Here is a 22,616-nt window from a genome sequence, read left to right on the forward strand (position 1 = left end):
TTGCCGGCGGTCAGTTGCCGCCGAAGATGATGTCGGAGCCAACTGCCTGCTCCACCGATTTTTTCACGTTCCGGATGCCCATGCCGGTGTTCCCCGAGACGCCGGGGATGGGGATGATGGCGGGGAGGCGCTGGGCGCGGTAGCGGTCGATCTCCGTTTCGAGCTGGGCGGCGAGCGCCTCGGTGACGTAGATCACCGCGTAATCGCCCTCCGCGAGCCTGCGGAGCTGCTTTGCGGCTTCGGCCGGGTCGGTGACCGGGAAGGTGTCCAGGCCGAGCGCCGCGAAACCGTAGATGCTGTCCCGGTCCCCCATGACTGCTGTCCTATACATACATCTCCCTGATCCTTTCCCGGATCGACGCCTCCGGCAAATCGTTGAGCTTGCCGGAGAGGATGATCCGCACGCACTTGATCTCGTTTTCCCGCCCGAGGATATAGGCGGCGAGCGGCCCGATGCCGAACGCCTGGAACTGCTGCGGGCGGATCGACTCGATGATCACGTTGTCGCACCACCGCTCGAACGCGGAGGGCGACTGCTCAAGCGCCGAGACGGCGGCCGCGTAGTCGGTCGCGGAGAGGTAGTCGCTGACGGCCTCGAGGCTGTCTGCGGCCGCGCGCGCGAGCTGGTAGACATCGAGCGACCGGCAGGGCGCCAGCGCGCGGCGGATGAACTCGAGGGGCTTGCCCGTTTTCTGGCAGCGCACGGCGGTCTTGATGTCCGCCGCCGCGACGGTGAGCTCGGCGTATTTGGCGATCAGATCGCTCTCGCTCTCCCGCCCGGCGCGCTCGATCGCCTCGAGCGCGGCGCGGTCGATGACGATGTCGCAGAGCTGGCCGTCCCGGGTCTGGGAGAGGGCGGTATACGCCTCCTCGGCGGGGGCGCGCATCGCCTCGGGCAGCAGGCCGAATTCCTTCTGGCGCACGGCGTCAAGAATCGCGCGATAATCGACCGTCCCGTGCGAAATAAAGATGCCGAAGTCCTCTTCGCCGGTGCAGACCAGCTTGACCGCGGCCTTGAGATTGTGGTAGTCGTTGGCGTAGAGGAAGACGTCGAAGACCGACATGTCCTCCACCAGCTCCCCGATCAGGCTCCAGGTCTTCTCCCGCTCGGCCGCGAGCATGCGCTCGGCGCCGATGCCGGGCTCTCCGTCCCCCCAGCCGCGGTCGGCCAGCAGGCGCATGCACTCGTCATGGCTCTTGGCCGCGAGCAGCTGTTCGATCGCCTGCGAGTTGAGGAGAGAGAGCTCCTTGGAGCGGATACGCGCAACGGCATAGGTATATAACGAATCGGACATTGCCTAACCTCCTTTGCGCGATTTAAGAGAAGAGGAGCTCCTGGACCCGGTCCTGCAGCCGCTCGCGCGCCGCATAGAAGAGCGCCTCGATCGAGCAGTTTTCCTCGATGCCGCCGTAGCTGAGCACGAAGCCGCCGTCGATGGCGCGGGTCTCCCGCGAGACGGTGAGCTTCCCGTTCGCGGATTTCGCGAGCGAGGTCTCGAAGCTGGCGGGCAGCCGCCCGAGGTCGGCGGGGGAGAAGAGCAGCTCGCCCTCCTGCGGGAGGGAAAACTTGCTGATCATTTTGAGGATCAGCGCGAAATAGTCGGAATCGGGGAGCTTGTAGATCGACTGGCGGGCGCTTTCAATCGCTTCGCCGATGATCTCCTGCTTGGCGGCGAGCACCGCCCGGCGCTGCGCCAGCTCGGCGGCGGATTTCGCGGCGGCCAGATGGTTCTGCACGTCGGTTTTCGATTTGGCCAGGATCGCGCCGGACTGCGCCTGCGCGTCCTCCGCCGCCTTCGCGGCGATCTGCCCGGCCTCCTCCTTCGCCTGTGCGATGACCGCGTCCGCGGCCTGCTGCGCCTCGTCCCGAATCTGCTGTACAATTTTTTCTAGTCCGGTCATAGCAGAATTCTCCTTACTTTGAAAGTGCGGAACATTCCGCCGGGGATCACAGGCTCAGGCCGCCGACGCCGAAGATCGAGAGGATCGAAACGAGCAGGGCGAGGATCGCGTAGGTCTCGACCATCGCCGGGAAGATCATGGACTTACCGAACGTCTCGGGACGTTTGCAGATCATGCTGATCGAGGCGACGGAAGCGCGCGCCTGACGGATCGCGGACCAGAGGCCGACGAACGCCATCGGCATGCAGGCGGCGAAATAGAGCAGGCCCTTGACGAGAGAGATGTTGGGGTCGCCGCCGAGGATTCCGATCTGGGTCAGGGTGATGAAGGCGATCAGCAGGCCGTAGATGCCCTGCGTGCCGGGGAGAAGCTGAAGAATCAGGACCTTACCAAAGCGGTTGGGGTCTTCGGTGACCGCGCCAGCCGCGGCCTCGCCGGCCATGCCGACGCCGATCGCGGAACCGATCCCAGCCATCAAAGCGGCGAGGGCCGCACCAAGCAACGCAAAAGCAATTCCCAAAGAACTCATTTCAGATTTCCTCCTTAAATTTGTAATATTTCGTATGGGCTGCGAACGGCGTGAACGCGCGGCCGCCTCCCTCATAGAACTTGCCGAAGAACTCGACGAACTGCAGGCGGTTGGTGTGAACGTAGGCGCCCAGCAGGTTGATGCCGATGTTCAGCGTGTGGCCGATCAGGAATACGACGATGAACATGATCGCACCGACGATGCCGCCGCCCGCCATGCTGCCCATCTTGTTGAAGACCTGCGCGATGACGCCGGTCGCCAGACCGAGCGCCAGCAGGCGGGAATAGGAGAGGATGTCGCTGAGATAGCCGGTGACGTTATAGGCGCTGTAAAGCCCCTGCGCCAGACGCGCGAAGGGATTTTTGGAATCCCGCCCGCCTGTCAGGACGATCCCGACGAGCCCCGCGAGCGCGCACCACACCGCGACAGTTGCGGCGATCGGCGGAAGCTGGAAGGGGATGCCGAGCATCTCGGTGATCATCGGCATGGTCAGCAGGTAGACGATGCCGCCGCCGACCAGCAGGTACCAGAACACAACGTCGCAGATTGCGTCGTAATATTTCCCCTCCCGCGCGTACTGGTAGAATTTGAGCCCCAGCCCGACAAAGAGGTGGATGATGCCGATGAGGAAGGAGAAGGTCAGCAGGCGGATGGGTTCGCTGACCGGCTCGAACCAGATGGGCCGCAGCGCCAAATCGCTGTGGAAGAAGGTCGACGAGATGACCGCGACCGCATCCCCGAAGAAGCTGCCGAACATGAATCCCCAGAAGGTGGTGGACAGCCCGCACCAGAAGAACATCTTGACCATCTTGCCGATGCCGGGCTCCATGTTCTTGTACTTGAGGATCACGACCGCGCAGGCGATCGTCATGACGAGGCCATAGCCCGCGTCGGAGAGCATCATGCCGAAGAGGATGTAATAGAAGAAGGACATGATGGTCGTCGGGTCGATCTCATGCCTGCCGGGAAGGCTGTAGCTTTCGACGACCGATTCGACCGGCTCGGAAAAGCGGTTGTTCCTGAGCACGACCGGCACGTCCTCGTCGGGCCCGGGAGAGGTGAGTTCTACGGCCACGTCGAATTTGGAGGAGAGCTCCTCCGAAAGCGGCTGGGCGTTTCGCGCGGTGACGTAGCCGGAGAGGATGAACGCCCGCCGGGACTGCATGAGCCGCCCGATGACGTCGTATTTTTCCGCCCGCAGCCGCAGGTAATCGGCCAGCAGCTTGAGGTCCGGGCGGTCGCCGCCGTGCGAGACGATCTCCGTCCGGGCGGCCTCGATCGCCTCGTTCGCCTGCGCGATCTCCGCTTCGAGCAGTTTCTTACGCTCGGCAGGGCTTTCGGCGGGCGGGGAAGCGGGCCGGGTGAAGCCGATGGCGCGCAACGCCTCGTCGACCGCGGGCGCCTCGGCGCGCGGGGCGACGATGAAGACGCAGGTCTGATCCTGCGAATGGCTGACGAGGTCGACGTTGACCGTCGCGTCGGGGGCCTGTCCCGCAATCCGGGAATAGATCTCGTCGAGGGAGAGGTCCTCGGGGAAGGAGCCGATGAACGCCGCCGTGGAGCGCGTTCCGGAAAAGCGCAGCGGAACGTCGAGTCCGAGCCAGGGAACGAGCGCGTCAAGCTGGGTCTCGAGCTTGAGGATTTCCGCCCGGTTCTCCGCGATCTTCTTCGAGAGCGCGTTCAGGCGCAGCGCCTGGGAGAGCACATCGTCGGCACGTTCGCCGAACGCGGCATACTCCCCGGCGGTCAGCGGCCCGCGCCCCTCGAGCGAGGAAAGCAGGGAGGACTTGACGGGGGAATAGGCGTCGAGCACCTCGAGAGCCTGGTTGACGGCGGAGAGGTCCTTTTCGAACTGCGACCGGACGGCGGAGGTGTCGGCCTTTTCAAAGACGCTGTCCTGCAAGGCCAGGTCGGAGATTTCGACGACGCCGCGCCGCTGCAAGGTTTCAAGAATGGACTTGCGGTCTTTTTTCAGCGCGCATATGCTGATGCGCTGCATCTGCAGCACCGCCATGAAACGGATGCCTCCTTTTTCATGAAATTGGGCAGGGGGATCAGATCAGCTCGGAGAGAATCAGGCGACGGACCTCGGCCCCCTTTGCATCCGCGCCGGCGCGCAGCGAGGCAATTTCCTTCTTGACGGATTCGAGCGCCTCGCTCTGCATCGCTTCGCCCAGTTGTTTTGCTTCGGCAAGCGCCGCGTCCGCCCGTGCTTTCGCCCCGGCGACCGCCTGGCCGACCGTTTCGGCAGCGTCGGCTTTCGCCCGCGCGAGAAGCTCCTCCCGTTGGCGCGCCGCCTCCTGCTCGATCTGTTCGGCCGCAAGTTCCGCATCGCGGACGGCCCGAATGGTCTCCTGTTCCATAGTATCACCACCCACTTATCTGATTTTACTGGATCCGTGTATGGAAGGCCCCATGGCCGGGTAAACGATGTTGGGATATCCTGTATAGTATACCGCCTTTTTTGGGAAGAATCAACAAAGCGCGGCCCGCTGAAGGAAATTTACGATAAATTTTTATTATCATTCCACAAATGGGGCCAAAGGCACATCATCGGGGATTTTCCGGCCCTTTCGTTACATTATATAATAGAAAAGGGAAAAAGATACTGTTATTGTACTATATAAAGGCAACAGAATCAAGGTATAATTGGAAGTAATTTTGTGAAAAATAATAATTAATTATTTTGTGAGGACACAATGGAAGAAAAAGCCGTTTGGGGTTGAACGGAAAGGGAATCCGTAGTAAAATGGCGGTAGAAGGCGGCCTGCGTCAATCATAGCATTCCGCGCCGGGGCCGTAATTAGACAGATTTACCGGATTGTCGGAAAACGAGACGGTTTTCGCAATCTGTATGGACAGATCGGGGAGGAGACGGGATGAACAGAGGCCGACGCAGAGGGCTCCGGTGGCTGGCCGCCGCGCTGGCCCTGCTGTTTGCGTGCGCGGGGCTGCCCGCTTTCGCAGAGGACGCGGCCGTGCCGGCCATTTCCCCGACGGAAAAGACGCTGGAAGAGGGGCGGAAGCTCACGGAGATCGCCTTTACCGCGAAGGACGGGGAGGTTACCCTGTCCGGCAGCTTTGCCTGGGCGTCCGGCGTACCCTTTGATCGGGCGCTCACGCGGGAGGATTCCGGGAATTACACGGTCATCTTCACTCCGGAGCCCGCGGAGCAGAACGAGAAAATCTATTCCGAGGCGCGGCAGGCGGTCGCGGTCACCGTGGAGCCGAAGGAATCCCCCGGCCCCGCCTATGACACCGCGTCGGCGGTCACCGAGGCGGTCCGCGCCATTTCGGGCATGACGGACGACGAGGTCCGCCACATCGCCGAGGCGGTGCGCGCGTTGAGCGGCCGCGAGCAGGACAGGCTTTCCCGGTCGACGCTCGAAAAGCTCGACGCGGAGTACTGCAAACGGTTCGGATACACCCACGAAACGACGGTCGACGTGCGGGACGACGGCGTTTCGAGCAACCGTATCCCGCGCGGCTCCCACGCCTACGGCGTGGCGGCGGCCACCGGGGGAAACCGCGTGGTGAAGCTCTACCAGCAGAAGCCGTCGGGCAGTTCGGTGCTTCAGTTCGAACTGGAGGTGGACGGCAGCTCCGCGTCGCTGCCCGCGCCGATCGTCGTATACGTCGCGCTTCCCGGCAACATCAGCAGTTCCCGCGATTACTATTTGAAAAGTCCGGACGGGGAGATTTCCGCGAGCGTTTCGCGCGACTACCTCGCTTTTACGACCAGCACCCTCGGCCGGTTCCGCCTCTATCGGGAGCGTTCCTCCAGCCGGGACGACGATGATGACGATGACGACTGGTACCGCTATCGTTCCCGGAATGACCGCCGGGATTACGTCGTCACCTCCTTTTGGGAGTCGGTGATCGACGCGGTGCACGATGCAAAGGAGGACGACCGCCTGCGCGTCAACATCGGGACCCGTACCGAGATCCCCGCCGACCTGCTGAGGGAGCTGAAAGGCCGCCGGGTCATGCTGGTGCTGCGGCCCACGCGCGGGGAGAGCGTTACGATCCGCGGGCAGGAGGTCGTTTCCATCCCCGCTTCGCGCGACTACTACACGATGAACAATCTGCTTTCCCTCTACGAGCGGGGGGACCGTTTCGACGATCCCGCGCCCGTTTCAAGCGCATCGGCCCCTGCCGTTCCCGCGGCGCCCGCCGTGACCCGGCCGCCGGCGGCTTACACTCCGACTGTTCCCGTCTATACGCCTCCGGCGGCCTCCTCCGATTCGTCGGAACCTGCCGCGAGCGTCCTGCCCGAGCCTTCCGGGGAGGAGCCGCTTCCCGACGTTGAAATCGCGGCGGAGGAGGACGATCCGCCCGAGTCCTCTGCGGAGGAGCCGGCCAAACCGCAGGAACCGACCGGCGGCGCGGAAAACCCCTTCGGTCTAGCGGTCTTTGCGGCGGCCGCGGTGGCGGTTGCGGCGCTGCTCTCCTGTGTGCTGACGCTCGTTATCTGGGGGGCGCGGCGCAGGAGGGGAAGATAGGCAAAAACAGTTGACTTTCCGCAAGTTTGTGTTATATTGAAGACAGAGTCCGGGGCACGGAATTAAAAATGACATCTTCACACCCTCACCCCCTATAGCATGGAGCGGTCCGCGCATCTGCGCGGGCCGCTCCGCTTTTTGTACGAAAAAGTAAGAGAAATGTAAGAAAACTGTTGCAAAATCGGTAAGAACCGTCCTGTATGATCTCTTTGTGTGAAATAGATGTTGACATTTTTTTAGCAATACTGTATTATTGTACCGTTATGTTAATACAATAGGCGGAAATAATTTCACACGCCTGAATCCAGACGGCAGGGTATGTCGTTTCTATCAAAGGAGTTTCACGACGCCCGTCCGGGCGTCCGGCTGAAAAAGATTCTTAAATAAAGGGGTTATAAGGAATGCTGGGGATAAAAAAGAAAAATCCGGAATCCACCGCGCCCGGCGCGGAACAGGAGACGCCGAATCCCGCCGGGGTGAATCAGGACATCGCCCGCTTTACCAAGCGCAAATCCCACAAAAAACGGATTGTCATCGCCGTGGTGGCGGTTGTGGCGGTCGGGGCGATCGGATGGAAGTTCCTCTTTGCGAGCGCGCCGGTGATGGCCCCGGTCGCGTCCACCACCCTGCAGAAGTCCGACCTGGTCAACAGCATCAGCCTGACCGGCACGGTGGAGAGCGCGGAGGCCTCCTATGTACATACGACCCTCAACAGCACGGTGAACACCGTGGCGGTAAAGGTCGGGGACCGCGTGGAGGCGGGCGATCTGCTTGCCCAGCTCGACACCTCCGATCTTGAACTGTCGATCGCGGAACAGCAGGCGGTCATCAACAAGGCTTCCCGCCAGAACCAGTACGCGATGGAAAACGCGCAGAAGAAGCTCGAGGACGCCAAGAGCGACATTTCCAACAACGTCGACGCGGAGCTGATCGCGGCGGAAAACGCCCTGCGCAGCGCGCAGCAGAACCTGAACGACGCGCGCCGCGACCTCAACGAGCACAAGGACGACCTCGATCATGCGGACGAGGTGATGAACAACCTTGAGAAGAAACTCAACCGTGCGCGAAATGAATACCAGGACGCAGAAAAGAAATATCAGATCGCCGAGCGGGAACATAAGAATAACGGCACCCCGATCCCGCAGGACGTTATCGATGAGCTTGATCGTTCGGAGAAGGCTTACGACGAGGCGCTCAAGGAATGGCAGAAGAACGACAACGAATACGGTGGCGATCTGAGCAGCTACAGCAAGGAGTACCGCTCCGCGCGTATCGCCTATGAGAACGCGCTCGCCAACAAGAACGCGATTGAAAACAGCGTCAACCGCAACCTCGACAACCTGCAGGACAGCATCAGGGGGCAGGAGATCGACGGAGACCTCACCTCCCAGCAGATCTCCCTCAAGAAGCTGCAGAAGGACCTCTCGGAGTCCACCGTTACCGCGCCGATCTCCGGTACCGTGACGGCGGTCTACGCCAAGGAGGGGGTCCCCGCCTCCGGGCTGCTCTTCGTGATCGAGAACACCGACGACCTGCTCGTAAAGACCTCCCTCAAGGAGTATGACGTTGCGTCTGTCCAGGAGGGGATGCTCACAGAGATCAAGTCGGACGCCACCGGCGAAGAGGTGTTTGAAGGAGAGGTTGGCCGCATCTACCCCACGGCGGTCAAGGCCGCGGACGGCTCCACCAAGACGGACGGCGGCGTCGAGTTCGAGACGGAGGTCAACCTCATCAATCCCGCTTCCACCGGGCTGCGCGTCGGCATGAACGTCCGCCTCAGCATCGTCACGCAGAAGAAGGAGAACGTCTGGGCCGTCCCGTTTGAGGCGGTGGGGACCGACGCCGAGGGACAGAGCGTGGTCTATGTCGCCAAGCCCAACGAGGAGGGTGCGATGATTGCGACGGCCGTTCCCGTGACCACCGGTATGGAGACCGACTTCTATCTCGAGATCTCTTCCGACGGGCTAGCGGACGGCGATCAGGTGCTCTCCGACGCGAGCACGGTCATCCCCGGCATGCCGGTCGCGCTGGCTTCCGCCATGGCCGGCGGCGCGGTTCCCGCGGGCGCCGTAATGGAGGGCTGAGCATGAGCGACGAAAAACTTGCCTGGAGCCCCATGCCGGAAGGCGACCTGATCATTGACATGCGGGGAATCTACAAGCGCTTTTACATCGGCCAGCCCAACGAGCTGGAAATCCTCAAGGGCATCGACCTGCAGGTCGGACGGGGGGAGTTTGTTTCGATCGTCGGCGCTTCCGGCTCGGGCAAGTCGACGCTGATGAACATCATCGGCGCGCTCGACCGGCCGACAGAGGGCAGCTACACCCTCGACGGGGTGCCAATGCGCGACGTGCCCGACAACATGCTCTCGGAAATCCGCAACTGCAAAATCGGGTTCGTCTTCCAGACCTTCAACCTTATCCCGCGCACCTCGGCGCTGCGCAACGTTGAGCTGCCGATGCTCTATTCGGGCATGGGCGCTTCGGCCCGCAGCCGCCGCGCGAAGGAGCTGCTCGACCTCGTCGGCATGGCGGACCGGATGAAGCACCAGCCCAGCGAGCTGTCGGGCGGGCAGAAACAGCGTGTGGCCATCGCGCGCGCGATGGCCAACGATCCGGCGATCATCCTCGCGGACGAGCCGACCGGCGCGCTCGACACCCAGACGGGCCACATGGTGATGGACCTCTTCCACCGGCTGCACCGGGAGGAGGGGAAGACGATCGTGCTGATCACCCACAACCCCGAGCTCGCCGCCGAGACCGAACGGATCGTTACGATCAGCGACGGGCGGATCATCCGGACCGAGAAGGGAGGGTTGCCGCGTGCAGCTGTTTGAAAACATCGCCCTCGCGGTCGCGGGCCTGCGCGCCAACAAGATGCGCGCGCTGCTCACGATGCTCGGCATCATCATCGGCATCGGCTCGGTCATCACGATCATGACGGTCGGCGACGCGATGACCAGCTCGGTCACCGCGGTCTTCAACGACATGGGCGCCAACTCCTTCCAGCTGATGATGTCCGACAAGCCGGATGAAAACGGGGCCCTCAACTGGAACCGCAGCTATGAGGCGGAGGACTATATTAACGACGACATGCTCGACCTCTACACCGAACGGTTTGCCGACGAGATCGACTGCTGGGCGGTCACGGTCAACGCGGGCAACGGACGGGCGCAGGTGGGCCGCAGGCAGGCGGACTCCTGGGTCTATGGCGTCAACGCAAACGCCCTTGGCATCCAGAATATCAAGCCGATCGCGGGCCACGACCTCAACGAACGGGAGGTCAGCGGCGGCAAATACGTCGCGGTCGTCTCTAAGGGAATGCTCGAAAAGCTGATGCCCGGCACGACCCCGCAGCAGGCGCTCGGTCAGGAGATCAAGGTGCGGCTGACGGGAGGGCTCTATACCTTCAGCGTCGTGGGAGTCTACGATTACCAGATCACCGGCATCATGGCGAGCATGGCTGGGGATACCTCCCGCCAAATGTTTATCCCTGTGGGGGTGGCCAAGCAGATCGCCAAGGACGGCGGCGCGGACGCGAAAAACGTCGACGGCTACTACGCCGTGCAGGTGAAGGCGAAGGCGGGCGTGGACGTGCAGGATTTTGCCGACCGCACCGCGGAGTTCTTCAACCGCTCCTTCTACCGGGACAACAAATATGTCGAGATCGTGTCCCAGAACATGGACAGCATGATCGGCCAGATGACCGCGACCATGAGCACGATGAAGATGGCGGTTTCGGTCATCGCGGCGATCTCGCTGCTCGTGGGCGGCATCGGCGTCATGAACATCATGCTCGTTTCGGTCACCGAGCGGACCCGCGAAATCGGCACCCGCAAGGCGCTCGGCGCCAAGAACAGCGCCATCCGCGTGCAGTTCATCGTCGAATCGATGATCATCTGCCTGATCGGCGGCACCATCGGCGTCCTGCTCGGCACGACGCTCGGGCGGCTCGGTTCGGTCGTGCTCGGCGCGCCGAGCTGGCCGTCGCCGTCAGTCGTGCTGGTGGCCGTCACCTTCTCAATGGCGATCGGCGTCTTCTTTGGATACTACCCCGCGAACAAGGCGGCGAAGCTCGACCCGATCGAGGCGCTGCGCTACGAATAAAACTTACCAAAAAGGACGGGCTTTTGCCCGTCCTTTTTGGAATTGCGCCGGTCGGACAACATGGTATAATAGAGTTGTTCAGGCAATCCGATATTTTGGAAGGAGCTGTTTTTTATGCCGTTGGTCACTACCACCGAAATGTTCAAAAAAGCCTATGAGGGCGGGTACGCGGTCGGCGCGTTCAACGTCAACAACATGGAGATCGTCCAGGGGATCACCGAGGCCGCATCCGAATTGAAGGCGCCGGTCATCCTGCAGGTTTCCGCGGGCGCGCGCAAATACGCCAAGCACGCCTACCTTGTCAAGCTGGTCGAGGCGGCCGTCGTCGACTGCCCCGATATCCCCATCGCGCTGCACCTTGACCACGGCGCGAATTTTGAGATCTGCAAATCCTGCATCGACGGCGGGTTTACCTCGGTCATGATCGACGGCAGCTCCCGCTCCTTTGCGGACAACATCGCCGAGACCCGCAGGGTCGTCGAATACGCCCACGCGCACGGTGTCGTGGTCGAGGCAGAGCTGGGCAAGCTCGCCGGCATCGAGGACGCCGTCAACGTCGCGGCGGACGACGCGCAGTTCACCAACCCCGCCGAGGTCGAGGAGTTCGTCAGCAAGACGGGCGTCGACTCGCTCGCCATCGCCATCGGCACCAGCCACGGCGCCTACAAGTTCAAACCCGGCCAGAAGCCGCAGCTGCGCTTCGACATTCTCGAAGAGGTCAGCCGCCGCCTGCCAGGCTTCCCGATCGTCCTGCACGGCGCTTCCTCCGTCCCGCAGGACCTCGTGAAGGTCATCAACCAGTACGGCGGAGCGATGCCCGACGCGATCGGCATCCCCGAGGAGATGCTGCGCCAGGCGGCCGCGATGGCGGTCTGCAAGATCAACATCGATTCGGACGTGCGCGTTGCGATGACCGCCGCCATCCGCAGGTACATGGCGGAGAACCCCAGCCACTTCGACCCGCGCCAGTACCTGACCCCGGCGCGCACCGCGGTCAGGGAGATGGTCTCCCACAAGATCACCGAAGTGCTCGGCTGCGCCGGAAAGGCATAATCGGTTTTATCGGGAAAAGCCCGGCGGACGGCATCCGCCGGGCTTTTTTGCGTCAGACCGCGTCCGGCGCGCATAGGATGGGGCAGGAGGTGAGCGCATGGCACCGTACTATTATGGCCCGCGCCCGGTGCAGACCCCGATGCGGCACCACGGACGCAACTGGCCGACCAATATCAATGCTCCCGGCATGCACTCCTTTCAGAGGGGGCCGCGAAGCATCTATGAGGAGCAGGAGTACTTCCGCACCAATCCATACGGCCGCCCGCTGTCCCGCTGAGGGAAGGGAAAGCGGCGGGGCGCACGCCCCGCCGCTTAATCTATGGAAAGCCGGAGTTATCCCTCGGCCATCATCCGGTGGGCGAACCGGCGCATATCCTCGATCGAGTGGATCTCGCCGGCATGCTCGTTGATCGCGAGCTTTACCTCCAGCGGAAGCGCGTCGAAATAGCTGGCCATCGTCACGTCCGCGCCGAACCCGAACGAAAAAAAGTTCGGATACTCCTGCATGAAAATCACCTCCGCAGATAGCTTGCGCGGAATTTGCGATTCCATGTGAGCAATTTCTGGATATCGGAAAGACCGGGTGACGGCCCGGACCTTTCTCGTCCGGCGGAACGCCTCCGGACAAAAACCCAAAAAGCATCAGCCGGTATGGCCCTTGCGACAGCAATTCGCGGCATTGAAACCCGGACAGGAAATTTACAACTTGGCGGATGAATTCGGCTGATTTGTCGATTACTTTGCACAACCCCTCTTTTCTTTGTGCGCCGGATGTGTTATAGTGTGGAAAGAAAAAACTGGAAGGGAAGAGAAGACAGGATGGAACCGTCAAAGGTCTATTACACCAACCTCCACACCACGCTTGAGGAGAACCTGCTGCAAAAGCTCCGCCGGCTCGTCAAGGCGGCGGGAATCGATTCGATCGATTTCAAAAACAAATACGCGGCGATCAAAATCCACTTCGGGGAGCCGGGCAACCTCGCCTTCCTGCGCCCGAACTTTTCCAAGGTGATCGCCGACATCGTCAAGGAAAACGGCGGCAAGCCGTTTTTGACCGATTGCAACACCCTCTATGTCGGGCGGCGCAAGAACGCGCTCGACCACATCGAGGCGGCCTATGAAAACGGCTACACCCCCTTTTCGACCGGCTGCCAGATCCTGATCGGCGACGGGCTCAAGGGCACCGACGAGCAGATTGTCCCGATCGACGGGGAATATGTGAAGGAGGCGAAGATCGGCCGCGCGGTGATGGATGCGGACATCGTCATCAGCCTCACCCATTTCAAGGCGCACGAATGCACCGGAATCGGCGGCGCGATCAAAAACCTCGGCATGGGCTGCGGCTCCCGTGCTGGCAAGATGGAGATGCACTCGGCGGGCAAGCCGTTCGTCGACCGGAGCCTGTGCGTCAGCTGCGGCATGTGCTTTAAAAACTGTGCGCACGGCGCGATCTCCTTCCCGGAGAAAAAGGCGCAGATCGACCATGACAAGTGCGTCGGCTGCGGACGCTGCATCGGCGTCTGTCCGGCCGACGCGGTGCAGGCCGCGCAGGACGAGGCGTTCGACATCCTCAACAGGAAGATGTCCGAGTACGCGTGGGCGGTCGTCAAGGGCCGTCCGGGCTTCCATGTCAGCCTGGTGCTCGACGTGTCCCCCTTCTGCGACTGCCACCCCGAAAACGACGTGCCGATCGTGCCCGACGTGGGCATCTTCGCCTCCTTCGACCCGGTGGCGCTCGATACCGCCTGCGCCGACGCGGTCAACGGGCAGCCGGTCCTTCCCGACAGCCTGCTCGCCAAACGGGGCGCGGCGGAAAAGGACCACTTCCACGCGCTGCATCCCGACACCAACTGGCGGATCGGCATTGAGCAGGCCGTCAAGATGGGGATGGGAAGCGCGGAATACGAGCTGGTTGAGATCAAATAGCATGAAAAAGCCTCCCGCTTAAGCGGGAGGCTTTTTTGCAGGCGGTAGGCCGCCGTCACTGGATCCGGTAACCATGCTTCAGGAGCAGCTGGCGGATCTTTTCGTGCGGGTCGATGATCGCGCTGACCGACATGTCGTGGTTGATCGCGGCGATGAAGTAGGCGATATACTTGGAGACGTCGACTTCGTGGAACCACTCGCGCGAAAGCAGCTCGGGGGAGCGGTAGGTGAGGTTGGTGCCAAAGACGCCGGAGACAAGTCCCTCGTCGTAGGCCCGGTCGAACTCGTCGAGGCCGTTTGTGAAGATCGCGTAGGTGGCGTAGGCGAAGATGCGCGAGGCATTGCGCTTTTTCAGCTCGCGCGCGACTTCGAGCATCGACTCGCCCGACGAGATGATGTCGTCCGCGATGAAGACGTCCTTGCCCTCGAGGGTGTTGCCGAGATACTCGTGCGCCACGATGGGATTGCGCCCGTTGACGACGCGTGCATAGTCGCGGCGCTTGTAGAACATGCCCAGGTCGATGCCGAGCACGGAGGCATAGTACATGTTGCGGCTCATCGCGCCCTCGTCCGGGCTGACGACCATCAGGTGCTCGCGGTCGAGCCGGATGTCCGGGATGCTGCGCAGCAGGCATTTGAGGACCTGGTAGGAGGGAGTGACGTTGTCGAAGCCCATGAGGGGGACCGCGTTCTGCACGCGCGGGTCGTGCGCGTCGAAGGTGACGATGTTGGAGACGCCCATGTTCTGGAGCTCCTGGAGCGCCACGGCGCAGTCGAGCGACTCCCGGTAGTTGCGGCGGTGCTGGCGGCTGCCGTAGAGCATCGGCATGATGACCGTGATGCGGTGCGCCTTGCCGCTGGCGGCCTGGATCAGCCGCTTCAGATCCTGGAAATGGTCGTCGGGGGACATGGCGTTCTGCCGCCCGAAGACGTTGTAGGTGCAGCTGTAGTTGCCGACGTCCACGATGAAGAAGAGATCGTCCCCGCGGATGGTCGATTTGATAAGGCCCTTGCCGTCGCCGGAGGAAAAACGGGGACATTCGCTTTCGACGATGTAGCTGTCCTTATAAAGTGGGCTGCCGTCCGCCCACTTCACAAGGTGCGCGTCGATCTTCTCGGTCAGTTCGCGCGCGCCGGTCAGGCTGATCAGTCCAAGTTCCGCCACCCGGTCACCCGACCGGAAGATGTCTTCCGCATCAATCTGCCCTGCCATTCATAACGCTCCTTTTCGTTCCGCGGTCCGCAAGGGCCCGCCGATCCTTTTCTGTGGCCCGAATTATGCAAAATCGGGTCGAAAAAACACAATTTGATTATACATGATCGTTTCAAGAATGTATACGGTTTTCACCCCTGAATGTAAAAAATGGGTAATCTCTACAAATTTCGAGATCGGCTCGGAAAAGATTTGTCCGTTGCCGTCATATACCGCTTTAAAGGGGCAAAAAGGCCGGGACCGCGCGCGCGGTCCCGGCCTTTTTTCAGTCAGCAAAATTGTCAAAATATCCCTGGATCAGGACGATGGGCGTGCCCTTGTCGCCGCTGCCGCTCGTCAGATCGCACAGGCTGCCGATCAGGTCGGTCAGGCGGCGGGGGGTGGTGCCCTGCGTCTCCATCGTGCCCTTGAGATCGGCCTTTTTGTTGTGGATATACTCGGAGACGGCCTGCCGGAGCTCGTTGCCCGAGAGGTCGCGGAACTGGTTATCCGCGAGATATTTGAGCTTGACCTCGTTGGGCAGGCCGTTGAGCCCCTCGGTGAAACCGGGGCTGACGACCGGGTCGGCGAGTTCCCAGATTTTGCCCACCGGGTCGCGGAAAGCGCCGTCGCCGTAGACGAGCGCCTCGATCTGCCTGCCGGTCGCCTCGCTCAGCTTGTGCTGCAGGTCGCGCGCGAAGGCGGCGCAGTCGCGCGGGAAGAGCTTGACGCGGCTTTCGGTCGACTTGTTGCTGCCGAGCAGACCGTAATCGGCGTTGTAGCCGCTGCCGTTTATGGGGGCGGAGAGGATGTCGTCGAGGCCGTAGACCGTCTCGGCGCCCGCCGCGCGCAGGAGGCGCTTGGTGCGCTCGCGGGTGTGGATATCGCAGCAGAGGACATGCTTCGTGTGCTCGAGGACGGCGGAAGGGCGGTTGGCGAAGAGAATCTCAACGTCTGCCCCTTCCTCGCGGATGAGGGAGGCGTAGTATTCGACATAGTCCACGCCGGTGAACAGGTGCTTATTCTCCCCGAAAAGCGCGCGGTAGCGCTTTTCGTCAAGTACGTCGGTCCACGGGTTGACCCCGGCGGCCTCGAGCTTTTCCTCCGAAACGAGGGTGTTGCCCACCTCGTCGCTCGGGTAGCTGAACATCAGCACGATCTTTTTCGCGCCGCGCGCGATGCCGCGCAGGCAGATGGCGAACCGGTTGCGGCTGAGGATGGGGAAGATCACGCCAATGGGGTGGTCGCCGAATTTGGAGCGGACGTCCGCCGCAATGTCGTCGGTGGAGGCGTAGTTGCCCTGTGCCTTGGCGACGACCGCTTCGGTAACGCCCACGACGTCGCGGTCGTGGAAAGAAAAGCCCTCGCTTGCGGCGGCTTCGAGCACGGAATCGGTGACGATCTGCGCGAGGTCGTCGCCCGGCCGGATAATCGGAGCGCGCACGCCCCGGACAGTGGTGCCGATCATTCTTGACATGAGTGAATCCCTCCGATGGCGGCTGGTCCGCCGGTTTACACGCCGGAACGGCGCGGCGGCCCTCCCTGAGGGAAGGCCGTATCTTAATCTCCATTATACAGGAATTCGCCGCAAGATACAACGATTCTGCAAAAAAGCGGGAAAAAATTTGCAATCCCCACCCAAAAGCCAAAAAGGAAGAAAAAAATCGTCTTTTCAGCGGCCTGTCAGGGTTCTACCTGCACCAGGCTGAACTCCTTGCCGCAGAAATCCGACTTTCGGAAGTAGCGCCTGGCCATATTTGTGGTGGAGAAGGGCTTGGCAAGCGCGATATCGTTCAGAAGAATCCGCGTGTTAAAGAGATAGCGGCTGCCGTCCTGCTGTTGGATCTGGATGACGTAATGCATCGACTGACACTTCCTTTCCCCTCCGGTCTTGTACGCGGAGCGGGAGTGTCAGTATAGCATGCTTTGGATTCCAGAACAAGTAATAGCAGGAAAATTTCAGCGTATTATGTAAAATTCGGAAGACCTCTTGCCGCAAAAAGGACAAAATGCCCGCCGGATCAGCCGGCGAGCGTTTCGGAAAGGTAGCGGATGCGTTCCCGGGACTCCGAGTCAAGCCGGTTGAACCAGCCGGCGAACGCCTCCTGCCATTCGATTTCGTCGAGCGGGCGAAGCATCCCCTCCTCCCAAGCCGCCCGGATTCGGGAGAGCAGCAGGGCGGCGGACGCCTCGTCGAAGCAGGAGAAGACCTCCGCGTATTCGTCCTCAAAGACGCATCCTGCGCCGAGCAGGTCGCAGAGGTCGTCCAGGCTGCGCAGCTCCTCCCGGATGATCTGCGCCTTTCGGCCGGCGGCGTCGCAGAGAAGCACCTCCCCGGCAACGGCGGCGAACGCGTCGTTGTCGAGGCGTTCCCCATCGATGAAGAGGAGCGGCGCGTCCTCCGCAGCGACCACCGCGAAGGGGGCGAGCGCGCCGCCCGCGCGGTTGAGTTCCCCTGCGAAGCGCGCGGCCCCCTCGCGGATATAGCCGTCGAGACGGTCGTTTTCAAAGGCGCAGGAGTCGATCAGGTTTTCCGCGGCCCGCTGAAGCAGCGCCGCACGCTGTTCGGGGGCGAGGGGGCGCAGCCGTTCCTCCAGCCCGGCGCGTTCCCCGGCGCTGAGCGACGCGTCCTCCCGGCCGAGCAGACGGGCGAGCAGCAGGTTTTGGAGCGCGATCGTGAAGAGGTTCACATAGGCCTCGGCGGGGGAGGTGCGGTTTTGGCGCGCCCAGCCGCGCAGCAGGCCGTCCAACGCCGACGCGAACCGGCCGCAGAAACGGTTTTCCAGCGCGAGCGACTCGAGCCGCTCGCGCACGCCGAAGATTCCGCTCGCGGAGACCTCCCGCGCGAGCGGGTACTCGGTGAGCACGACAAAGTCGCCCGGGTGTCTGCGGACCTTCCAGTCCCGCAGGTACTGGGGAAAGGTGACGTCGAGCAAAATCCGGTAGCCCTCGTTGACGGTGGGGGTGCGGGTCGCGCGCACCCGGGAGAGCAGTCGTTCACAGGCGCGTTCCTCCTGGTCCAGGAGCTCCGTCCCCATCCGGTAGAGCGTGTCCATCGGATGTTCCCGCAGCAGCGCGAGGCTCTCCTGCGGGGTCGCCGCGTGCTTGAGCGCCACGTCGATGCAGTAGCCGATGTCGTCCATCAGCTGGTCGGCGGTCTCGGCGGGGACGGAGCTGCTCTCGCCGCGCGTGATCTCCTCGATCTGAGACCGGAGAAGACCCAGAAGCCCCTCCTGCATCGAGGTGAGCGCGCGTTCGTCCAGCAGGCCCGCCTCCGCCGCCTGCCGCATGAGCGAGGCGGTATAGGCGCCGTAATCGATCCCGTCGAGCGGGGCTTTGTTCAAAAGCGAACGGTTCTCCACTGTTCGTCCTCCTCTACCGCATAATCGCCGTTTTCCCCGGCGGGCTTGTCCGTTTCGGGGGGCGCCTCCACGCTGCCGCAGGCACGCACATTGCGCGCCATCGCTTCCATGTCGCGTCCCGCGAGCAGTTCGAGCGAGCCCTCGCAGCCGCCTTCAAAGCATTGCTTCATCACGGCAATCAGTTCGTCGTCGGGCAGGCAATCGAGCGTGTCATTTTTGAGGTAGTAGAAAAGCTCGGTCAGCGCGCAGAGGGTGTCGGCATAGTTCTGAGCGTCGATATAGGCGGAATCGCAGAACGCCTCGGCAAGTTTCTCGAGCACGCCGGGGCCCACCTCGATGCGGCGGCTGTTCCTGAGCGCGTCGGTCCGCACCTTGAGCAGCGCGACGGCGTCTTCGTGGGTCAGCGACAGGCCGTAGGGGCGGGTGAGGTCGTTGAGACGGAGCAGTTCATCTGCGTCGCGCCGGGCCAGCGCGTCATCCCGCTGGGTGAGAAGGGAGAGGAGTCCGCTCATGTTGTTCAGCTCCTTTTGCAGCTTGGGACTTGACAAAACTTTTAAAATGTGATATGGTGTAGAAGGAAAAATTTATGGTTTTTTTGAATCATTTAATAGATTTCCAATTATCTCTTTAGGTTTTCTTATATGCCGGTATAGCCCGTAACTTCGGGCTTTTCCGGCACTTTTCCTATCGGAAGAACCTCACAAACGTTCTTATTACCCTTCATGTTTTCGCTCTCAAACGTAGTACAAACAGTAGTACATTCTGCGCATTCTATGCGGCTTGGGCTTCCTGGGCGCTCTCTGACGCTGGCTGCGTGTTGACGGTTGCGCTGGTCTGTGCCTGAGCTTGCAGCCGTTTCATTTCCTCCTGTGCGGAATGGAACGTGGCGTGAGCGTAATAGTTCAACGTCATAACGATATTGGCATGCCCCATGATGTACTGTAATGCCTTTGGGTTCATGCCTGCGTTTGCCATTCTGGTACAGAATGTATGCCGCATGGTGTGCGGCGTCATGACCTCCGGCAGCGGTTCCTTATGGAACTTGTTGAACTTCTTAGCAAGGCACTGAAACATGGCATCATAGTGGACAGCCACTTTCGGCAGTCCATCCCGGTTTAAGAACAGGAAGCCCTTATATCCGTCCACCACAACGCCTTTGCCATCCTTTCGCCTGTGCAGCACGCGCTGAAATGCTTTGTAGGCCGCTGCGCTCATAGGCACCTGGCGATAACCGCTGTCTGTCTTTGGCGCTTCGATGTAGTAGCCGTCCTCGGTGCTTCTCAAAAGCTGGTGGTCTACATTCACAAACCGCTTGTCAAAATTCAGGTCGGCAGGCGTCAGGCCGCAGAGTTCGGAAACGCGAAGTCCGGTTTCCAGCAGAATCAATACCTCGTCATAATACTTGGCATAAACGGGGTCACTCTGCATGAAGCCCAAAAGCTCCTTTTCCTGTGCAGGGGTAAGCGGCACCTTTGGTACGGTATCGTCGTTGATAACCTCATTGATCTGGAAGTCAAAGGGATTCTTGCGGAGGCAATCGTCCTGTACGGCCATGTGAAAAATGGCTTTCAGGGAACGCTTGCCGTTGCAGATGGTATGATAGGCCACGCCCTTTTCCTGCATACGCAAGGCCCATTCTTTGGCGTCAGACAGCTTCACGCTGTCGATGCTGGCCCCTCCGATTTTATCCTCGGACAGAAGTTTCATTAACTGCTGGCGGCTCTTATGGGTTCCCCGTTTCACATTGCCCCGCTGCCGGATATACTTTTCATATAGCTGGCACACGGTCATTTTCTTACCGATGGTGTCAATCCCATCGTCAAGGTCTTTTTGTATCTGCTTGATTTTCTCACGCAGAGAAATATCCGGGCGTTTTCCGGCAGGGATTTTGTCCGTAGGGACTAACTTCCATGAGTACACAAACTTCGGTTCTCCAAAGGTATCCGTATATTTGTAGGCGTATCTTCCGTCTGTTCGCTGGCTCTCTCCAGATTTCAAAAGGCGGCCTTTGCTGTCCCGCCTTTTTTCATCTCGTTCTTTTTTTGACATTTCGTCATGCTCCTTTCCATGACGGAAAGAGCCTTGACACGCTTTAAGAGTATTATAGCATAGTCAAGGCTCTTTTTCACTAGATTGTGTCAAGAGAATCAATGATTTTTTCAAATTTTTGCCGTTTGATCTGGATGCGGTTGCCGTTCAAAATCACCCAGCCAGCGGATGGGTTTTCCTCGGCAAGCCGACGCAGTTTGTTTTCTCCAATGCGAAAATATTTCGACGCTTCCTCAATGGTAAGCGTATACTTTTCCCAAATAGGCACATCGTTATTACTCATAATATGGCCTCCTTCTGTTCAAAGCAAAGGTTCCTTGTAAATGTGGGCAAAACACGGACGGCTGGCGGCCCAGCTCCACGGGCTTTTCACCCCCGTGTGGTTCTCACACGGCCCTACCCATTGCCTGTGACGCTTTTAACGCTCGGACTGTGGCTGTAAGGGAGTATCATTGTCCTGCCTGCACGTCATCGCCCATAAGCAGCTACGCTTATTTTGCGGCTGGGTGGTTGTCGCTCCGCTGTTTTCGTAGAAACCAGCATCATGGCGCACCCGCCGTCCGGCTCGGTGTAGACAGAATGTGTCCGTATGCCCTATGACGCGCCGCCATTGTCCTGCGGGCGTATTTGTCAAGGTACATACATCAGCCACCGAGCCGGCGGAAATGCGGAAAGAGAGTAATAAGACATTTCCGTTACCGTGGCCGGGTCGTTACTTCAAGGCAACGATGATGGAATGAATGAGCTTGATTTCCAAACGGTGCTTCATATACTCGTCCACGCACACATAGGGGATGCCGTTGCTGTCATACAAGGTGCGGATGCAGAGCTTGTTTATGTAGTCCTCATAGTACCGCAGCACTTGCTCCATAGCCATTGCATCCCCAGCGTGGGCAGCTTCCATCACCGAAAGGGGAAGAAGCTCTCTGCCGTTGAATGTAGGTTCCTTCATCCGCGTTTACCTCCCTCTGGCATGAACGCCATCAATTTCATACGCAACTGTTTCAGGGTCCTTGTCCTGTGACGCTGTACGGCGCTGCGGGACATTCCCATGAGGCTGCCGATTTCTCCGTCTGCCAAATCCAGAACACAGTGCAAAATCAAAATGCTTTGTTCCTGTTCCGGCAGGCTGGCGAACGCCTCGGCTACAAGCTCGTTGTCGATCAGCAGGTCATACCCATACGACGAAAAAACGTAGCTGTCGCTGGGGTAATCATCCACGACTGAGAGCTTGTCCATTTCCTCTTGTGTCAGAGCATCCAGCGACTTTTCACGTTCGCGGCGATGCGCCATCTCCGACCAGTAGCTTTTAGCCTCATTGCGGAGTACCGCTTTGCAGAAAGCATCATAGCGGTGCCGCAGGATAAAATCATTGCGGGGGATCGTTTCCATCTTTTCACCCCCTTTCTGTGGGGGATTTCGGTGGTTTTCTCCCTTTCCGCCAAAGTTACTGTTGAAAGGCCTCCAGCTACCCGCCAAACACCACTTTTTTAAAAAAATTTTGAAAAAGTGTTTGACCGATAGAGCGGCCGAAGGAAATAACAAAATTCGCCCGGAAGGGCATAAACCCTCCGGGCGAACAAAAAAATAGTATGATATTTTATTGCATACGCAAATTCATGGTTCCGGCCACATTTCCCACGGGCCGGGGGATGTTTTTTTTAACGGTGTTACTCCCATTTCCGTTGGTCGATATCCCGTTCTACACATGACGGCTCCCTCCTGAAACCGCCAATGGGATCAGCGTTAGGGGGAATTGCTCCCATCCAATACCTTACGAACCGCGGTGTGGTTGCTCGGGGCGATCCGGCTGATGTAATGACGGCCTGATTGCGCAACGTTCCTTTGGTTTGATGTTCCATCTTTCACTTTCTCCATTTTTTTAGAAAATAACTTCGATACAAAATCCAAGGACAACAAACAGTAAAATGCTGATAATCGTTCCAACTCTCGTCATGATCTGATACTTTGTAAACTTCTTATTTCGCACAAATG

General features: G+C 60.1%; 23 protein-coding genes. 7 read left to right on the top strand and 16 right to left on the bottom strand.

The features are described 5' to 3' along the window. Positions 1-10: 10 nt before the first annotated feature. The 6 genes from RDM88_RS00220 to RDM88_RS00245 are packed head-to-tail and all read right to left on the bottom strand — an operon-like array spanning position 11 to position 4,794. On the bottom strand, positions 11-331 hold the full coding sequence (locus tag RDM88_RS00220; protein ID WP_308751976.1) for a V-type ATP synthase subunit F: 321 nt from the start codon (positions 329-331) through the stop codon (positions 11-13). Continuing rightward, on the bottom strand, positions 324-1,295 hold the full coding sequence (locus tag RDM88_RS00225; protein ID WP_308751978.1) for a V-type ATPase subunit: 972 nt from the start codon (positions 1,293-1,295) through the stop codon (positions 324-326). Before RDM88_RS00225 ends, RDM88_RS00220 begins: the two co-directional genes overlap by 8 nt. Before the next feature lie 22 nt (positions 1,296-1,317). Then, positions 1,318-1,902 carry a V-type ATP synthase subunit E family protein gene (locus tag RDM88_RS00230; RefSeq protein WP_308751980.1) on the bottom strand — a complete coding sequence of 195 codons (585 nt, stop codon included), beginning with the start codon at positions 1,900-1,902 and terminating at the stop codon, positions 1,318-1,320. Between the two features lie 46 nt (positions 1,903-1,948). Next, the gene (locus tag RDM88_RS00235) at positions 1,949-2,431 is read right to left on the bottom strand and encodes a V-type ATP synthase subunit K (RefSeq protein ID WP_101550457.1); all 483 of its coding nucleotides are present in this window, start codon (positions 2,429-2,431) and stop codon (positions 1,949-1,951) included. A gap of 1 nt (position 2,432) precedes the next feature. Next, positions 2,433-4,445, bottom strand: coding sequence for a V-type ATP synthase subunit I (locus tag RDM88_RS00240; protein ID WP_308751983.1), 2,013 nt, complete (start codon positions 4,443-4,445; stop codon positions 2,433-2,435). 40 nt (positions 4,446-4,485) lie between these two features. Next, a complete protein-coding gene (locus tag RDM88_RS00245; RefSeq protein ID WP_308751985.1) occupies positions 4,486-4,794 on the bottom strand; it encodes a hypothetical protein in 309 nt (102 codons plus the stop codon). 516 nt (positions 4,795-5,310) lie between these two features. Here RDM88_RS00245 and RDM88_RS00250 point away from each other — a divergent pair. The 6 genes from RDM88_RS00250 (at position 5,311) to RDM88_RS00275 (ending at position 12,369) form a co-directional block, all read left to right on the top strand. Beyond that, on the top strand, positions 5,311-6,933 hold the full coding sequence (locus RDM88_RS00250) for a hypothetical protein (protein ID WP_308751987.1): 1,623 nt from the start codon (positions 5,311-5,313) through the stop codon (positions 6,931-6,933). 401 nt (positions 6,934-7,334) lie between these two features. After that, a complete protein-coding gene (locus tag RDM88_RS00255; protein WP_308751989.1) occupies positions 7,335-9,017 on the top strand; it encodes an efflux RND transporter periplasmic adaptor subunit in 1,683 nt (560 codons plus the stop codon). 2 nt (positions 9,018-9,019) lie between these two features. Continuing rightward, positions 9,020-9,769 carry an ABC transporter ATP-binding protein gene (locus RDM88_RS00260; RefSeq protein ID WP_308751991.1) on the top strand — a complete coding sequence of 250 codons (750 nt, stop codon included), beginning with the start codon at positions 9,020-9,022 and terminating at the stop codon, positions 9,767-9,769. Further along, positions 9,756-11,039, top strand: a complete 1,284-nt coding sequence (locus RDM88_RS00265; protein WP_308751993.1) for an ABC transporter permease — start codon at positions 9,756-9,758, stop codon at positions 11,037-11,039. The genes RDM88_RS00260 and RDM88_RS00265 overlap by 14 nt, the downstream gene beginning before the upstream one ends. A 114-nt stretch (positions 11,040-11,153) precedes the next feature. Further along, positions 11,154-12,092: a class II fructose-1,6-bisphosphate aldolase gene (fba, locus tag RDM88_RS00270; RefSeq protein ID WP_308751995.1), complete on the top strand. Its 939-nt coding sequence runs from the start codon at positions 11,154-11,156 to the stop codon at positions 12,090-12,092. A gap of 97 nt (positions 12,093-12,189) precedes the next feature. Further along, positions 12,190-12,369 carry a hypothetical protein gene (locus RDM88_RS00275; RefSeq protein WP_308751997.1) on the top strand — a complete coding sequence of 60 codons (180 nt, stop codon included), beginning with the start codon at positions 12,190-12,192 and terminating at the stop codon, positions 12,367-12,369. Positions 12,370-12,425: 56 nt separating this feature from the next. On the opposite strand, the gene RDM88_RS00280 is transcribed toward RDM88_RS00275, so the two are convergent. Beyond that, entirely contained in the window at positions 12,426-12,599 is a 174-nt protein-coding gene (locus RDM88_RS00280) for a hypothetical protein (RefSeq protein ID WP_308751999.1), read from the bottom strand. Between the two features lie 312 nt (positions 12,600-12,911). On the opposite strand from RDM88_RS00280, the gene RDM88_RS00285 reads away from it, so the two are divergent. After that, positions 12,912-14,018: a DUF362 domain-containing protein gene (locus tag RDM88_RS00285; protein ID WP_308752001.1), complete on the top strand. Its 1,107-nt coding sequence runs from the start codon at positions 12,912-12,914 to the stop codon at positions 14,016-14,018. Between the two features lie 55 nt (positions 14,019-14,073). On the opposite strand, the gene RDM88_RS00290 is transcribed toward RDM88_RS00285, so the two are convergent. From RDM88_RS00290 to RDM88_RS00330, 9 genes are all read right to left on the bottom strand, one after another. Continuing rightward, positions 14,074-15,231 carry a ribose-phosphate pyrophosphokinase gene (locus tag RDM88_RS00290; protein WP_308752003.1) on the bottom strand — a complete coding sequence of 386 codons (1,158 nt, stop codon included), beginning with the start codon at positions 15,229-15,231 and terminating at the stop codon, positions 14,074-14,076. Between the two features lie 265 nt (positions 15,232-15,496). Then, on the bottom strand, positions 15,497-16,687 hold the full coding sequence (locus tag RDM88_RS00295) for a coenzyme F420-0:L-glutamate ligase (protein WP_308752005.1): 1,191 nt from the start codon (positions 16,685-16,687) through the stop codon (positions 15,497-15,499). Positions 16,688-16,893: 206 nt separating this feature from the next. Further along, a complete protein-coding gene (locus RDM88_RS00300) occupies positions 16,894-17,073 on the bottom strand; it encodes a hypothetical protein (protein WP_308752007.1) in 180 nt (59 codons plus the stop codon). Between the two features lie 158 nt (positions 17,074-17,231). Next, positions 17,232-18,572: a DUF6179 domain-containing protein gene (locus RDM88_RS00305; RefSeq protein ID WP_308752009.1), complete on the bottom strand. Its 1,341-nt coding sequence runs from the start codon at positions 18,570-18,572 to the stop codon at positions 17,232-17,234. Beyond that, positions 18,551-19,084 carry a DUF6323 family protein gene (locus RDM88_RS00310; protein WP_308752011.1) on the bottom strand — a complete coding sequence of 178 codons (534 nt, stop codon included), beginning with the start codon at positions 19,082-19,084 and terminating at the stop codon, positions 18,551-18,553. The genes RDM88_RS00305 and RDM88_RS00310 overlap by 22 nt, the downstream gene beginning before the upstream one ends. 259 nt (positions 19,085-19,343) lie before the next feature. After that, a complete protein-coding gene (locus tag RDM88_RS00315; RefSeq protein ID WP_308752013.1) occupies positions 19,344-20,621 on the bottom strand; it encodes a site-specific integrase in 1,278 nt (425 codons plus the stop codon). Positions 20,622-20,700: 79 nt separating this feature from the next. Next, the gene (locus RDM88_RS00320) at positions 20,701-20,904 is read right to left on the bottom strand and encodes an excisionase (protein WP_002566648.1); all 204 of its coding nucleotides are present in this window, start codon (positions 20,902-20,904) and stop codon (positions 20,701-20,703) included. Positions 20,905-21,333: 429 nt separating this feature from the next. Then, complete coding sequence (locus RDM88_RS00325) at positions 21,334-21,573, bottom strand: helix-turn-helix domain-containing protein (protein ID WP_002566649.1); 240 nt, start codon at positions 21,571-21,573, stop codon at positions 21,334-21,336. After that, positions 21,570-22,013, bottom strand: a complete 444-nt coding sequence (locus RDM88_RS00330) for an RNA polymerase sigma factor (protein ID WP_002566650.1) — start codon at positions 22,011-22,013, stop codon at positions 21,570-21,572. The genes RDM88_RS00325 and RDM88_RS00330 overlap by 4 nt, the downstream gene beginning before the upstream one ends. Positions 22,014-22,616: the final 603 nt, after the last annotated feature.

This window comes from uncultured Anaerotruncus sp., from assembly GCF_902490045.1.
Taxonomy (GTDB): domain Bacteria; phylum Bacillota; class Clostridia; order Oscillospirales; family Ruminococcaceae; genus Anaerotruncus.

What these genes read in the sequence shown, in the direction of transcription:
- RDM88_RS00220 (WP_308751976.1), bottom strand. Translation starts at nt 331, where the DNA reads ATGTATAGGACAGCAGTCATGGGGGACCGGGACAGCATCTACGGTTTC.
- RDM88_RS00225 (WP_308751978.1), bottom strand. Translation starts at nt 1,295, where the DNA reads ATGTCCGATTCGTTATATACCTATGCCGTTGCGCGTATCCGCTCCAAG.
- RDM88_RS00230 (WP_308751980.1), bottom strand. Translation starts at nt 1,902, where the DNA reads ATGACCGGACTAGAAAAAATTGTACAGCAGATTCGGGACGAGGCGCAG.
- RDM88_RS00235 (WP_101550457.1), bottom strand. Translation starts at nt 2,431, where the DNA reads ATGAGTTCTTTGGGAATTGCTTTTGCGTTGCTTGGTGCGGCCCTCGCC.
- RDM88_RS00240 (WP_308751983.1), bottom strand. Translation starts at nt 4,445, where the DNA reads ATGGCGGTGCTGCAGATGCAGCGCATCAGCATATGCGCGCTGAAAAAA.
- RDM88_RS00245 (WP_308751985.1), bottom strand. Translation starts at nt 4,794, where the DNA reads ATGGAACAGGAGACCATTCGGGCCGTCCGCGATGCGGAACTTGCGGCC.
- RDM88_RS00250 (WP_308751987.1), top strand. Translation starts at nt 5,311, where the DNA reads ATGAACAGAGGCCGACGCAGAGGGCTCCGGTGGCTGGCCGCCGCGCTG.
- RDM88_RS00255 (WP_308751989.1), top strand. Translation starts at nt 7,335, where the DNA reads ATGCTGGGGATAAAAAAGAAAAATCCGGAATCCACCGCGCCCGGCGCG.
- RDM88_RS00260 (WP_308751991.1), top strand. Translation starts at nt 9,020, where the DNA reads ATGAGCGACGAAAAACTTGCCTGGAGCCCCATGCCGGAAGGCGACCTG.
- fba (WP_308751995.1), top strand. Translation starts at nt 11,154, where the DNA reads ATGCCGTTGGTCACTACCACCGAAATGTTCAAAAAAGCCTATGAGGGC.
- RDM88_RS00275 (WP_308751997.1), top strand. Translation starts at nt 12,190, where the DNA reads ATGGCACCGTACTATTATGGCCCGCGCCCGGTGCAGACCCCGATGCGG.
- RDM88_RS00280 (WP_308751999.1), bottom strand. Translation starts at nt 12,599, where the DNA reads ATGCAGGAGTATCCGAACTTTTTTTCGTTCGGGTTCGGCGCGGACGTG.
- RDM88_RS00285 (WP_308752001.1), top strand. Translation starts at nt 12,912, where the DNA reads ATGGAACCGTCAAAGGTCTATTACACCAACCTCCACACCACGCTTGAG.
- RDM88_RS00290 (WP_308752003.1), bottom strand. Translation starts at nt 15,231, where the DNA reads ATGGCAGGGCAGATTGATGCGGAAGACATCTTCCGGTCGGGTGACCGG.
- RDM88_RS00295 (WP_308752005.1), bottom strand. Translation starts at nt 16,687, where the DNA reads ATGTCAAGAATGATCGGCACCACTGTCCGGGGCGTGCGCGCTCCGATT.
- RDM88_RS00300 (WP_308752007.1), bottom strand. Translation starts at nt 17,073, where the DNA reads ATGCATTACGTCATCCAGATCCAACAGCAGGACGGCAGCCGCTATCTC.
- RDM88_RS00310 (WP_308752011.1), bottom strand. Translation starts at nt 19,084, where the DNA reads ATGAGCGGACTCCTCTCCCTTCTCACCCAGCGGGATGACGCGCTGGCC.
- RDM88_RS00315 (WP_308752013.1), bottom strand. Translation starts at nt 20,621, where the DNA reads ATGTCAAAAAAAGAACGAGATGAAAAAAGGCGGGACAGCAAAGGCCGC.
- RDM88_RS00320 (WP_002566648.1), bottom strand. Translation starts at nt 20,904, where the DNA reads ATGAGTAATAACGATGTGCCTATTTGGGAAAAGTATACGCTTACCATT.
- RDM88_RS00325 (WP_002566649.1), bottom strand. Translation starts at nt 21,573, where the DNA reads ATGAAGGAACCTACATTCAACGGCAGAGAGCTTCTTCCCCTTTCGGTG.
- RDM88_RS00330 (WP_002566650.1), bottom strand. Translation starts at nt 22,013, where the DNA reads ATGGAAACGATCCCCCGCAATGATTTTATCCTGCGGCACCGCTATGAT.